At 71.1% G+C, this 12,523-nt stretch carries 12 protein-coding genes and 1 pseudogene; 2 read left to right on the forward strand and 11 right to left on the reverse strand.

Annotated features, from left to right (window positions below; genetic code table 11):
- Nucleotides 1–51: 51 nt before the first annotated feature.
- The 9 genes and pseudogenes from lepB (B9W62_RS11010) to B9W62_RS11050 form a co-directional block, all read right to left on the reverse strand.
- On the reverse strand, nt 52–1,068 hold the full coding sequence (gene lepB, locus B9W62_RS11010) for a signal peptidase I (protein WP_256976279.1): 1,017 nt from the start codon (nt 1,066–1,068) through the stop codon (nt 52–54).
- Nucleotides 959–2,050, reverse strand: a pseudogene (gene lepB, locus B9W62_RS11015) (signal peptidase I); the annotation flags it as partial. The gene lepB (B9W62_RS11010) and the pseudogene lepB (B9W62_RS11015), both read right to left, overlap by 110 nt.
- Complete coding sequence (gene lepB, locus B9W62_RS11020; RefSeq protein WP_087807017.1) at nt 2,043–2,810, reverse strand: signal peptidase I; 768 nt, start codon at nt 2,808–2,810, stop codon at nt 2,043–2,045. The pseudogene lepB (B9W62_RS11015) and the gene lepB (B9W62_RS11020), both read right to left, overlap by 8 nt.
- A gap of 45 nt (nt 2,811–2,855) precedes the next feature.
- Complete coding sequence (rplS, locus tag B9W62_RS11025) at nt 2,856–3,206, reverse strand: 50S ribosomal protein L19 (protein WP_003973398.1); 351 nt, start codon at nt 3,204–3,206, stop codon at nt 2,856–2,858.
- A gap of 136 nt (nt 3,207–3,342) precedes the next feature.
- Nucleotides 3,343–4,176: a tRNA (guanosine(37)-N1)-methyltransferase TrmD gene (gene trmD, locus B9W62_RS11030; RefSeq protein ID WP_087807018.1), complete on the reverse strand. Its 834-nt coding sequence runs from the start codon at nt 4,174–4,176 to the stop codon at nt 3,343–3,345.
- Entirely contained in the window at nt 4,176–4,790 is a 615-nt protein-coding gene (gene rimM, locus B9W62_RS11035; protein ID WP_087807019.1) for a ribosome maturation factor RimM, read from the reverse strand. The genes trmD and rimM overlap by 1 nt, the downstream gene beginning before the upstream one ends.
- 130 nt (nt 4,791–4,920) lie before the next feature.
- On the reverse strand, nt 4,921–5,160 hold the full coding sequence (locus B9W62_RS11040; RefSeq protein ID WP_003973401.1) for an RNA-binding protein: 240 nt from the start codon (nt 5,158–5,160) through the stop codon (nt 4,921–4,923).
- Between the two features lie 2 nt (nt 5,161–5,162).
- On the reverse strand, nt 5,163–5,582 hold the full coding sequence (gene rpsP / locus B9W62_RS11045; RefSeq protein ID WP_007444852.1) for a 30S ribosomal protein S16: 420 nt from the start codon (nt 5,580–5,582) through the stop codon (nt 5,163–5,165).
- Between the two features lie 255 nt (nt 5,583–5,837).
- The gene (locus B9W62_RS11050) at nt 5,838–6,434 is read right to left on the reverse strand and encodes a hypothetical protein (RefSeq protein ID WP_030188620.1); all 597 of its coding nucleotides are present in this window, start codon (nt 6,432–6,434) and stop codon (nt 5,838–5,840) included.
- A 670-nt stretch (nt 6,435–7,104) separates the two neighbouring features.
- On the opposite strand from B9W62_RS11050, the gene B9W62_RS11055 reads away from it, so the two are divergent.
- Complete coding sequence (locus B9W62_RS11055) at nt 7,105–7,992, forward strand: class I SAM-dependent methyltransferase (RefSeq protein ID WP_087807020.1); 888 nt, start codon at nt 7,105–7,107, stop codon at nt 7,990–7,992.
- A 171-nt stretch (nt 7,993–8,163) separates the two neighbouring features.
- Nucleotides 8,164–8,778, forward strand: a complete 615-nt coding sequence (locus B9W62_RS11060; protein WP_087807021.1) for a hypothetical protein — start codon at nt 8,164–8,166, stop codon at nt 8,776–8,778.
- 13 nt (nt 8,779–8,791) lie between these two features.
- On the opposite strand, the gene ftsH is transcribed toward B9W62_RS11060, so the two are convergent.
- Together ftsH and ffh are read right to left on the reverse strand one after the other, a co-directional pair.
- The gene (ftsH, locus tag B9W62_RS11065; protein WP_087807022.1) at nt 8,792–10,738 is read right to left on the reverse strand and encodes an ATP-dependent zinc metalloprotease FtsH; all 1,947 of its coding nucleotides are present in this window, start codon (nt 10,736–10,738) and stop codon (nt 8,792–8,794) included.
- A gap of 107 nt (nt 10,739–10,845) precedes the next feature.
- The gene (gene ffh, locus B9W62_RS11070) at nt 10,846–12,387 is read right to left on the reverse strand and encodes a signal recognition particle protein (RefSeq protein WP_087811856.1); all 1,542 of its coding nucleotides are present in this window, start codon (nt 12,385–12,387) and stop codon (nt 10,846–10,848) included.
- Nucleotides 12,388–12,523: the final 136 nt, after the last annotated feature.

The following is a 12,523-nucleotide window of genomic DNA, read 5'->3' on the forward strand; positions in this document are numbered from 1 at the left end:
TCCCGGCGACCGGAAAGGGGGCTGTGCGAACCTCGACGGCCTGCGGTGGGCTCAGCGGGTCTCGGCCGGGGCGGTGCGGCGACGGCGCCACCAGACGATCGGGACCACGCCGGCGACGGCCAGGCCCTGGGGCGCGACCGACAGCGCGGCGGCGGCGGAGGGCTGGGCCTGGGACTGGAGGCCGTCCTGGCTGAAGGTGTCCGGGACCGGCAGGGTGCTCCAGCGGTTCATCGGCCAGGCGACCACGATGGCGCGGCCGACGACCTCGTCCACCGGGACCATGCCGCCGTTCTTGTCCGACTGGTTGTAGCGGGAGTCCCGGGAGTTCTGGCGGTGGTCGCCCATGACCCAGATTTTGCCCTCGGGGACCGTGACCTTGAACCGGCCGCCCTGGTCGTCGTCCGAGCACGGCGTGTTGCCCGGGTAGACGTACGGCTCGTTCAGCGCCTTGCCGTTGACCTTGAGCGGGCCGGTCTTGTTGCACTCGACCGTGTCGCCGGCGACCCCGATCACGCGCTTGATCAGGTCCTTCTCCTCCGCGGACGGCATCAGGCCGATCCAGCTGAGGACCGTCTGCAACGCGTTCGGGTCGGGTGTCGGCTCGCCCGCCAGCCAGTCGTCCGGGTCGTGGAAGACCACGACCTCGCCGCGCTCGGGCTCCGAGCCGAACCAGGGGGTCAGCTTGTCGACCAGGACCCGGTCACCGATCTGAAGGGTGTTCTCCATCGAGGACGAGGGGATCGAGAACGCCTGCACCAGGAACGTCTTGATCAGCAGCGCGAGCACCAGCGCGATGCCGATCAGGATCGGCAGTTCCTTCCAGAAGGAGCGCTGCTTCTTGGCCGCGGGGGGCGTCGCCGGCGGCGTCCCGCCGACTCCCTCGTCGTCGGTCCCGCCGTTGTGTCCGTTCTGGCCGTGCTGTCCGTTCGTCACCCTGTCGTCCTCGGTCCCGGAGCCGTACCCGGAGTCCGGGGCGCCGACCGCGGCCGGACCGGAACTCTCCTCGGGGCGTCCGCGGTTCTCCTCGCCGTCGTGACCGGACCGTGCGCCAACCGCCACATCCCCCACGCCAACTCCTTACTCTCTGCCGCCGCCTGCCCCGGATACGGCGCAGGCCCACCACTCCCATAACGAGCGGGAGTTCCGCAGGGGTCGGGAGTTCCATCATCGCGTTCGGATCGTTCGGATCGTAGGGGGCAACCCTATGCGACAGCTCGGGGGCGGCGGTCGAACCGGCGGCCGCGTCGGACACCGACGCGTACGTTTTCGGCTCGTCCAGGGTGGTCCAGTGACCGAACGGCCACGCGATCACCATGGCCCGCCCCACCACCTCGTCCTGGGACACCGTGCCGAAGTCGGTCTCCTGGTGGGCGCGGGAGTCGGCGGAGTTGGACCGGTGGTCGCCCATCACCCACAGCCGCCCCTCGGGGACGGTGACGTCGAACGGCGTCCGGGACGGGGTGTCGCCGGGGTACAGGTAGTCCTCGTTCAGGGGAACGCCGTTGACGGTGACGCGGCCCTGTTTGTCGCAGCACTTGACGTGGTCCCCGCCCACGCCGACGACCCGCTTGATGAGGTCCTTCTCGTCGTCGGACGGCAGCAGGCCGATGAAGGCGAGGCCTTCCTTGACCTGTTTGACGACGACGGGGTCGTCCTTCTTGGTGGTCTGCTCGCCCCGGAGCCAGCCGCCCGGGTCGCGGAAGACGACGACGTCCCCGCGCTGCGGCTCGGAGCCGAACCAGGGCGTGAGTTTGTCCACCAGGACCCGGTCGCCGATCTGGATGGTCTGCTCCATGGACCCCGACGGGATCACGAAGGCCTGGACGAGAAAGGTCTTCAGCACCAGCGCTATGAGGACCGCGACGCCGATGAGGAGCGGGATCTCCTTGACGGCGCCGCGTCTGCGCCGCCGCTTGACCTTGCGCTGGAGCTTGCGGCGTTCCGCGCGCGAGCGGCCGCCGGACGGCGCGCTGGTGCGCCTCGAACCGGTGGGCAGCAGGTTCTCCGTGGGGCTGCTGGGCGCTCCCCGCGGCTTGCCCCGGCTACCCATCGCCGTCCTCGGCGGGCGCGGACGGGGCCCCCGCGCCGGACGCGGCCCCGGTATCGGCCTCCGCGTCCGGCACGCGCGCGTAGGCGTCGGGACGCTCGATGCGGGTGGCGTGGCCGACGGGCCAGACGATCCAGTCGGCGCGACCGATCACGTCGTCCAGCGGCACCATCCCGCCGCCCGGGGAGCCCAGGTGGTCGCGGGAGTCGCTGGAGTCGGCCCGGTGGTCGCCGAGGACGAAGAGGGTGCCGTCGGGGACGACGACGTCGAAGGGGACCGTGGACGGGCGGTCGCCGGGGTACAGGAAGGCCGACTCGTCGACCGACTGGCCGTTCACCCGGACCCTCCCCTCCTTGTCGCAGCACACCACGTGGTCACCGCCCACACCGACAACGCGTTTGATGTAGTCGCCGTGCCCGAAGCTCCCGGTGCCGTCGAAGACGACGACGTCTCCCCGTCGCGGCCGGCCGTCGAAACGGTACGCCAACTTATTTACGAGAACCCGGTCACCGATCCTCAATCCGCGCTCCATCGATCCGCTGGGGATCTGGAACGGCTGCAACACGAAGGTGCTGACCAGCAGCAGGAACAGCAGGAGGATCAGCAGGGTCACGGTGATCCGGCCGCCCGGCACCCAGTCCCTGATCCGCCCCGTGAACGCGGAACGCGACCGTTCCTCCGGGCCCTCCGGATCCGAGGGCTGCTCGGAGTCGGAAGGGCGGGAGGAGCGGTCGCGCTCCGTGTGCTGTGTTTCGGTGTCCATCGGGGCCAGATGCTATCCGGCCCCGGCGCGGACCCCGGAGGGCGCTCAGCTGTCGCGCTTCTCCTTGATCTTCGCGGCCTTGCCGCGCAGCTCGCGCAGGTAGTACAGCTTGGCGCGGCGGACGTCACCGCGGGTGACGAGCTCGATCTTCTCCACGATCGGGGTGTGCACCGGGAAGGTGCGCTCGACGCCGACGGAGAAGGAGACCTTGCGGACCGTGAAGGTCTCGCGCACGCCGGCGCCCTGACGGCGGATGACGACGCCCTTGAACTGCTGCACACGGGAGCGGTTGCCCTCGATGACGCGCACGTGGACGTTGACGGTGTCGCCGGGGCGGAAGGCCGGGACGTCGCTGCGCAGCGACGCGGCGTCGACGGAGTCGAGCAGGTGAGACATTTCGTCTGCTTTCTTCGCCGATGCCACAGGTCATCGACGGAAACTAGGTGTTTCGGAATCAGGGTCGTGCGGGTCGGGACGGGCGTCGTCTCCCCCTGTGGCAGGGGCGCGCTCCGGACGGACGCACAACAGCCGCCTATTCTTCCATGCCCGGCGTCCTGCGCCAAAATCGGCCGTACGGTTCCCCGTCCGGGTCGGGCTGCCAGCCCAGGATGGAGAGCATCTCGCGGTCCTTCTTGTCGAAGGCCTTGGGATCGCACCGTTCGATGAGGTCGGGCCGGTTGGCCGTGGTGCGGCGCAGCGCCTCGTCGCGGCGCCAGCGGGCGATCTTCCCGTGGTGACCGCTGAGCAGCACGTCCGGGATGCCGCGCCCGCGCCACTGCGGGGGCTTGGTGTGGACGGGGCCCTCCAGCAGGTTGGCCATGGCGCCGGGGGCGAAGGAGTCGTCCCGGTGGGACTCGGCGTTGCCCAGCACGCCGGGCAGCAGCCGCGCCACGGCCTCGGTGACGACGAGGACGGCCGCCTCGCCGCCGGCCAGGACGTAGTCGCCGATGGACACCTCGTACACGGGCATCCGGGTCGCGTACTCGTCGACGACGCGGCGGTCGATGCCCTCGTACCGGGCGGGGGTGAAGATCAGCCAGGGCCGCTCGGAGAGGTGGACGGCGAGTTCCTGGGTGAAGGGCCGGCCGCTGGGCGTGGGCACGATCAGGGCGGGCTCGCCGGACCCCGTCTCGTAGCCGTCGGCCAGCACGGAGTCCAGCGCGTCGCCCCACGGCTCGGTCTTCATGACCATGCCGGGGCCGCCGCCGTAGGGGGTGTCGTCGACCGTGTTGTGCCGGTCGTAGGTCCACTCGCGCAGGTCGTGCACGTGGACGCCGAGCTGTCCGCGCGCGCGTGCCTTGCCGACCAGGGAGACGTTCAGCGGTTCCAGGTACTCGGGGAAGATCGTGACGACGTCGAGCCGCATTACGCCTCGTCCCCGGCGTCCTCGGCATCGGCGCCCCCTGCGTCGGCGCCCCTTGCATCGGCGTCGCCCTCGGTATCGGCGTCCCGTGCCGAGGCGATCTCGGCCCGGTCGTCGATCAGGCCGGGCGGCGGATCGATGACCGCGCGCTGCTCGTCGAGGTCGATCTCCGTGACGATCTCGGAGACGAACGGCACGTAGACCTCGCTGCCGTCGGGGCGCTCCACCACGAAGAGGTCCTGGGTGGGCAGGTGGGAGATCTCGGTGATGCGGCCCACCTCGGTGCCGTCGGCGGTCACCACGTCGAGGTCGATCAGCTGGTGGTCGTAGTACTCGTCCTCGTCCTCGGGACGCTCGTCCGGGTCCACGTCGGCGATCAGGAGGGTGTTGCGCAGCGCCTCGGCGCCGGTGCGGTCGTGGACGCCGGCGAAGCGCAGCAGGAGGCGGCCGCTGTGCACCCGGCCGGTCTCGATGGTGAGCGGGCCGGTGGAGGCGGGGTCGGTGGCCAGTACGGCGCCGGGCCCGAGCCTCAGCTCCGGCTCGTCCGTGCGGACCTCGACGGTCACCTCGCCCTTGATTCCGTGGGCGCGGCCGATGCGCGCGACTACCAGCTGCACTGTGCTTGATCTCCTGTCGGTACTGCGGACGAGCCGCGCGGGGCGCACCGTGCACCCCACGGCTCATACGACTGCGGGCCGGGGACGGCCCAGTGGCCTTCCCCGGCCCGAGCCGGTGCTGCGATTGGCGTCAGCGGACGTGGTCCACGTCGACGAGGTCGACACGGACACCGCGCCCGCCGATGGCGCCCACGACGGTGCGCAGGGCGCGTGCGGTGCGGCCGTTGCGGCCGATCACCTTTCCGAGGTCGTCCGGGTGGACCCGGACCTCGAGCACCCGCCCGCGGCGCAGGTTGCGCGAGGCGACCTGCACATCGTCAGGGTTGTCGACGATGCCCTTCACGAGGTGCTCGAGAGCCTCCTCGAGCATGCTCAGGCCTCGGACGCGGAGGACTCGGCGGCGGCCTCGTCCTTCTTGTCGGCCTTCTTCTTCTGGGTGATCGCCTCACCCTTGCCCTCGTCCTCGCCACCGATCGCCTCGAAGGACGGGCGGGCCGCCTTCTCGGCCGGCTGAAGCAGCGGAGCCGGGGCGGGCTCGCCCTTGAACTTCTGCCAGTCGCCGGTCTTCTTCAGGATGGCGAGCACGGGCTCGGTCGGCTGGGCGCCGACACCGAGCCAGTACGCGACACGCTCGGCGTCGACCTCCATCACCGACGGGTTGTACGTCGGGTGGTACTTGCCGATCTCCTCGATGGCCCGGCCGTCACGGCGGGTACGGGAGTCGGCGACGACGATGCGGTAGTGAGGCGAACGGATCTTGCCCAGACGCTTCAGCTTGATCTTGACTGCCACGGGAGTGGGTTCTCCTGGTTTTGACGTGGTTGGGCACGGCGAGAGAGCCGCGTGGGGTTGCGGTACCCGAGTGCCCGATGGACGCGTCAGCCGGAGGAGAGAGGGGTCCTGTGCGACTGTCGAGTACAGCTAGCCATTGTGCCACACGCGGGCGGGCCCGTCGGACCGAGGGCGGCGGGCCCGCCCGCGCGGGGCGGGCCGCCCGGCTCCCGACGGAATCCGGCCGCGGACCGGCTGCCACGAGCAGCCGGTCCGTCAGCTCACCCCGGCGCCGACCACCTCCGGGATGCGGAACGGCTTGCCGCAGCCGCCGCACATGATCGGGGCCTGGGCCAGCACCGACGGGACGACGCGGACGTTGCGCCCGCAGTCGCAGACCGCCTTCACGCGCACCCCGCCCCCGGAGGAGCCGTGGCGGGCGGCCGGACCGCGGAAGCTGCGGGCGGTGTCGGTCGCGGTCGCGGCGGTGTGGGCCTTCAGCGCGCGCTGGAGGCGTTCGATCGTCGGGCGGTAGCGGCGCTTCGCCTCGGGGGTGAGCGTGACCAGCGAGAAGCCACTGCTGGGATGCGGCTCCTCGGGATGGTCCAGGCCCAGCTCCTCGGCGATCGCGAGGAACCGACGGTTGTGATAGCGCCCCGCGCGGGAGGTGTCGCGTACTCCGCGCGCGGCGGCGATGCCGTGGACTGCCTCGTGAAGCAGTCGCTCGAAGGAGAGCTCGTGCCCGCAGGCGGACGACGACTCTCCGATCAGGGACTCGGGCGCGGCAAGATCGGGCAGCTCGGTGTGGTGCCGCTGAATGTCGGCCCACGCCTGCGCCAGCTCTGCGGCGAGAACAGGTGGTGTCGTGCTCACGTAATGACAACGAGCCGGAGGGCCGCTGTGTTCCTATTCCGGGGCATCCCAAATAATTTGCACGTACCAGTCAGTTGCCGCTGATGCGTCCCGACGAGGGCGGGTGCGCTGATCTGCGGAGAAGCCTCACAGCTCGTACCAAGCTGGTGCGTAGTCCGACGTACGCGCCGGCGTGTAGCCGCCGTCCACGCGCCGGAGTACGACATCCGCGCGGGCGCAAGGGGGCGTTTCGGTCGCTGTCGCGTCGCAGGGGCGCCGCCCGAGCAGGCGCACTGACGGACGTGACGTTACCGGGTGCGCCGCCGGCGTGCGGCACCGCCCCGCCTTCCGACGCGTCCGGGCACCACGCGGTGGCCGCCCCTCCGGCCGACCTTGGCCGGAACCGTCCCGTCGGCCCGTCGGCCACCCACCGTCATCGCCCGGCGTCGCGTTCCGGCCATCCGGGCCGGGGTCCGGGGCGGCGCCGTGCCGGGTACCGCGCGGCCAGGTCCATGTTGCCGGGAAGTGAAATCTCGCCACGGTGCCGGGGATCGGGCAAAGCGGGCCCCGCCACCACTGGACGCCACGGCGAGCCCGGAGTTACCTGGCATACGGGGGGAGTGCGAGCGCACTGCACGGGGGCCATGGAATCGGGCACGGCGGCAACACTCGGCGATTGGGGCACTTTCCTATGACACCTACGCTCGTGCGGCAGCACCCGTCTCACGCGAGGACGACGCCTCACGTGGACCTGCGTGCACGCGCGCGTGACTGGTCCGAGATACAGGAGCGGATGCTCGTACCGCTCTACGAGGCCGTCTACGAGCGGCTGGACGTGGGCGGCGATACCCGGATGCTGGGCCTGGGCTGCGGTTCCGGTCTCGCGCTGCTGATGGCCGCCTCGCGCGGTGCCACGGTGACCGGGGTCGACTCGCGCTCTCCCGAGCTCCTGGACCTGGCCCGTGGACGCCTGCTGTCCGGGACGTCCGAGGGCCCAGGTTCGGGCGGCACGGGAGGCACACGCGTGCGTGCCGACGCGCCGCGGATCGTCGAGGGCTCCCCCGCGGACGCGGCGGACCCCACGGCACCCGCGTTCACCCTGGTGACCGCCTTCGAGCCCACCGGATGCCTCGCGGGCGACCCGGGGCAGCTCGGCGAACTGCTCGCCGAGGCGACACCGCTCGCCGCGCGCGGGGCGGCCGTGGTGCTGGCCGGCTGGGGCCCGCCCGAGCGGTGTGCCACGACATCGGTGCTGCGGGTGGCCGCCGGGCTCACCGACCCGATGCGCGGTACGGCCGGCTGGCGCCCCGCCCTGCGCGACGACCTGGAGGAGGTCGCCCAGCGGGCCGGGCTCAGGCCGGACGGCTCGGGGCGGGTGGCGTGCCCGTTCGGCTACGCCGACACGGACAGCGCGGTGCGCGGGCTGCTGTCGACCGGGCTGTTCGACGCGGCGGTCGCGGCGGCCGGCCGGGAGCGGGTCGACAAGGAGCTGACGGAGGCCCTGCACCCGCACCAGCGGCCGGACGGGACCGTGTGGATGCCGAACGTGTTCCGCTACCTGATCGCCCGGGTCCCGTAAGGATCGATGTCGATCCATCACACGCGGATCTTGATCGGCTTCTTGCGGTGCAGGTGTGAATGGTGTGAAGAAGCCGGTCGGGGGCTCCTGCGGTTTCCCCAGGTGGATCATGGGCCTCTACTCTGATCCACCGTTCGGGGGAACAGACACATCTGCATACAGGAGCCTGTAGTGCCGCACCGCACGACCGCACTGCGCCTCGCCGCGCCCGTCGCCGTCCTCGCCCTGGCCCTCACCGCGTGCGGGGGCGGGGACGACGACACCGGCGCCGACGCGAAGGGCGCGGGGACCACGGAGTCCGCGGCGGCCTCGCCGTCGCCCTCGCAGCCCGTGTCGGGCGGCGACATGGCGCAGGGCGAGAGCGCGACGGGCAGGGTGGCGGAGGACCCCGGCGAGGTCACCTACGACGTCGTGGCGCAGAAGGTCGAGGTGGGCACCGAGGCGGAGGCCGCGAAGGCGGTGGCGGACGCCGCGGACGCCAAGGGCAAGGTGCTGGCCACCGCCCACATCAAGTACACCCACAAGAGCGGGCCCGCCCTGACCGAGGGCTCCGACGTGCACGACGGCACCACGGTCTTCGCCGACGGGCAGCGCGGCGGCGTCCTCATCGGCGCCTCCGAGGACGCGCCGGGCTGCGAGGACCCGTACGACGTCGAGAGCTGGAAGCAGGGCGAGAGCCACGTCTTCTGCGAGACGTACGTGATTCCGGCCGGCGCGACCAGTGTGGAGGTCCACTGGTCGGAGGAGGACGGCGAGCCCTACGTCTGGAAGTTCCCGCAGAAGTAGGCAAGCGCGGCGCTCACGCCTCCGGGTCGTCCTTCGTCAGCCGGGTGATCCCAGCGATGCGGTACGCCTCCGCCTCGTCCAGCGTCTCGCTCGCCAGCAGCGACTCCGCCAGCGCGTCCAGCTGTCCCCGGTGGTCGCGCAGCTTGCGCACGGCCTCCTCGTAGCAGGAGTCCACCACCCGTCGCATCTCGCCGTCGATCGCGTCGAGCGTCTGCGGTGCGGCGGCGAGGCCGTACGCCTGCTGGGCGTCGCCGGGGAGCGCGGAGAGCCGGCCGACCCGCTCGCTCATGCCCCAGCGCGCGACCATGCCGCGGGCGATGTTGGTGACCTGTTCCAGGTCGCTCTCCGAACCCGTCGTGATCACCCCGTACACGACGTGTTCCGCCGCCATCCCGCCGAGCGCGCCGATGATCCGCCCCCGCAGGTACTCCTCCGTGTACGCGTACTTGTCCGCGTCCGGCGTCGACAGCGTCACCCCGAGCGCCCGGCCGCGCGGCACGATGGTGATCTTGCGGACCGGGTCGGCCCCCGGCTGAAGCATGCCCAGCAGGGCGTGACCGCTCTCGTGGTAGGCGGTGCGCCGGCGCTCCTCCTCGGGCATCACCAGCGGGCGCTCGGCCCCCAGCTGGACCTTCTCCAGCGCCTCGGAGAGGTTCGCCTGCGTCACCCGTTCCTGCTTCCGCTTCACCGCGAGCAGCGCCGCCTCGTTGGCGAGGTTGGCGAGTTCGGCGCCGGTCATGCCCGGCGTCGTACGGGCGACCTGGACGAGGTCGACGTCCGGGGCGAGCGGGATCTCGCGGGTGTGGATCTCCAGGATCGCCTCCCGGCCGCTTCTGTCCGGCGGCGAGACGCTGACCACCCGGTCGAAGCGGCCGGGGCGGGTCAGGGCGGCGTCCAGGATGTCGGCGCGGTTGGTGGCGGCGATGACGATCACGCCCTCCGAACCGGAGAAGCCGTCCATCTCGGTGAGGATCTGGTTCAGGGTCTGCTCGCGCTCGTCGTGCCCGCCCATGCCGGAGCCGCCGCCGCGGGCGCGGCCGATGGTGTCGATCTCGTCGATGAAGATGATCGACGGCGCCACCTTGCGCGCCTCCGCGAACAGCTCCCGCACCCGGGAGGCGCCCACGCCCACGATCATCTCGATGAACTCGGACGCCGACGCGGAGAAGAACGGCACCCCCGCCTCTCCCGCCACCGCACGCGCGAGCAGCGTCTTTCCCGTGCCGGGCGGGCCGGTCAGCAGCACGCCCCGGGGCATCTTGGCGCCCATGCGGCGGTACGCGTCCGGGTTCTTCAGGAAGTCGACGACGTCACTCAGCTCGCCCTCCACCTCGTCGATCCCGGCGACGTCGGCGAAGGTGGTGCGCGGTTTGCCGGCCTCCAGCTCGACCGGCTTGGGCGGCGCCTTGCGGCCCAGCATGCCGCCCGCCCCGCCGCCCAGGGCACCCCGCATGCGCCGCGCGATGAAGATCCACAGCACCACCAGGATCAGCATCGGGGCCAGCGCGATCAGCAGGTTGGCCAGGAAGCTGCGGTGCTGCACGACGGGCTCGGCGGTGACGGTGACCTTGTTCTTCGTCAGGTCGGCCCAGAGCCGGTCGTCCGCGAAGGTCGGCCGCTCGGTGGTGAACTTGGTGTAGGTCCCGTCGCCCTCGGGATTGTCCCGGGCCTTCTTCAGCTGCCCCTGGATCGCGTCGCCCTTGGCGTAGATCTTGCTGACGTTGCCCTCGTCGACCTGCTTGCTGAACTCCGTGTAGGAGATGGTCGGCTCGTCGCCCTCGTTGAAGAAGGAGAGCACGAGGTTGGCGATCAGGTAGACGATCAGCGCGGCCAGGATCAGGTTCCACCAGCCGCCGCGCATCCTCCTGCCGCCGGACGGCGGCTTGGGCGGCTCGTCCGGCGTGCCCTCGGTCCGCCAAGGCGGCTCCGGTGCCTTGCGTGGCGGGGACGGATTGGTCATATCCGGACGCTACGACAGGAAAGCCGTGCGGGCATGTGGGTGTACGACGCCGGGGCGCCCCCTGCGGCAGGAGGCGCCCCGGCGACGTACTGCGCCCGTACGGGCGGTCAGCCCATGAACTTCTTGAACTCGTCCGGCAGCTCGAAGTCCTGCCCGCCCTGCTGCGGCAGCCCCAGGGCGCCCCCGCTCTGCGCGGCGGCGGCGCGCCGGGCGGCCTCCTCCTGCTCCTGCTGCTTGCGCTTCATCGGGTTGCCCGAGCGCTGCTTGCCCTTGGCCTTCTTCTGCTGCTTCTTCTGCCGCCCCGGGCCACCGCCCATGCCCGGCATCCCCGGCATGCCGCCGCCCTGGGCCATGCGGGACATCATCTTGCGGGCCTCGAAGAACCGCTCCACGAGCGACTTGACCGCGCTCACGTCGACACCGGAACCCTTGGCGATACGGGCCCGGCGCGAGCCGTTGATGATCGTCGGCTCCTGGCGCTCGGCCGGGGTCATCGACTTGATGATGGCGGCCGTGCGGTCGACGTCCCGCTCGTCGAGGTTGTTGAGCTGGTCCTTCATCTGGCCCATGCCGGGCAGCATGCCGAGCAGCTTGGAGATGGAGCCCATCTTCCTGACCTGCTCCATCTGGGCCAGGAAGTCGTCCAGGGTGAAGTCCTGGCCCTTCTTGGACGCCAGCTTGGAGGCCATTTTCTCGGCCTCTTCCTGGCTGAACGTCTTCTCCGCCTGCTCGATCAGGGTGAGCAGGTCACCCATGTCGAGGATGCGGGAGGCCATCCGGTCAGGGTGGAAGGCGTCGAAGTCGCCCAGCTTCTCGCCGTTCGACGCGAACATGATCGGCTTGCCGGTCACCGAGGCGATCGACAGGGCCGCACCACCGCGGGCGTCGCCGTCGAGCTTGGAGAGCACCACGCCGTCGAAGCCGACGCCGTCGCGGAAGGCCTCCGCGGTGTTGACCGCGTCCTGACCGATCATCGCGTCGACGACGAAGAGGATCTCGTCGGGGCTGACGGCGTCGCGGATGTCCGCGGCCTGCTGCATCAGCTCCTGGTCGATGCCCAGGCGGCCGGCGGTGTCGACGATGACCAGGTCGTGGACCTTGGCCTTGGCGAACTCGATGGAGTCCTTGGCGACCTTGACCGGGTCGCCCACGCCGTTGCCCGGCTCGGGGGCGTAGACCGCGACACCGGCGCGCTCGGCGACGACGCTCAGCTGGTTGACGGCGTTGGGGCGCTGGAGGTCACAGGCGACGAGCAGCGGGGAGTGGCCCTGCTCCTTGAGCCAGTGGCCGAGCTTGCCCGCGAGGGTGGTCTTACCGGCACCCTGGAGACCGGCCAGCATGATCACGGTCGGCGGCTGCTTGGCGAAGCGCAGGCGGCGGGTCTCGCCGCCGAGGATGCCGACCAGCTCCTCGTTGACGATCTTGAGGACCTGCTGGGCCGGGTTGAGCGCCTTGGAGACCTCGGCGCCGAGGGAGCGCTCCTTGACCTTCTTGATGAAGGCGCGCACGACGGGCAGCGCCACGTCGGCCTCGAGCAGCGCGATGCGGATCTCGCGGGCCGTGGCGTCGATGTCCGCCTCGGACAGCCGTCCCTTGCCCCGGAGGGATTTGAAGGTGGCTGACAGGCGGTCGGAGAGAGTATCGAACACGGCGGCGTAGGTCCTCGCGTCGGCGTTGGTGTGGGTCGCCCTCCAGGGTATCCGGCCCGGCAAGCAAATCGTCCCTGCCCGCCGCAGACAGCGGGCAGGCCGCTGCACAGCCACGCGGCAGGCGCCGCGCGGCACT

It is taken from the genome of Streptomyces sp. CS113, assembly GCF_002188365.1.
In the GTDB taxonomy this organism is placed as follows: Bacteria; Actinomycetota; Actinomycetes; order Streptomycetales; family Streptomycetaceae; genus Streptomyces; species Streptomyces tendae.

Excerpts from the sequence above, each read along its gene's own strand:
- lepB (WP_087807017.1), bottom strand. The coding sequence starts at position 2,810 with ATGGACACCGAAACACAGCACACGGAGCGCGACCGCTCCTCCCGCCCT.
- rplS (WP_003973398.1), bottom strand. The coding sequence starts at position 3,206 with ATGTCTCACCTGCTCGACTCCGTCGACGCCGCGTCGCTGCGCAGCGAC.
- trmD (WP_087807018.1), bottom strand. The coding sequence starts at position 4,176 with ATGCGGCTCGACGTCGTCACGATCTTCCCCGAGTACCTGGAACCGCTG.
- B9W62_RS11040 (WP_003973401.1), bottom strand. The coding sequence starts at position 5,160 with ATGCTCGAGGAGGCTCTCGAGCACCTCGTGAAGGGCATCGTCGACAAC.
- B9W62_RS11055 (WP_087807020.1), top strand. The coding sequence starts at position 7,105 with ATGACACCTACGCTCGTGCGGCAGCACCCGTCTCACGCGAGGACGACG.
- ftsH (WP_087807022.1), bottom strand. The coding sequence starts at position 10,738 with ATGACCAATCCGTCCCCGCCACGCAAGGCACCGGAGCCGCCTTGGCGG.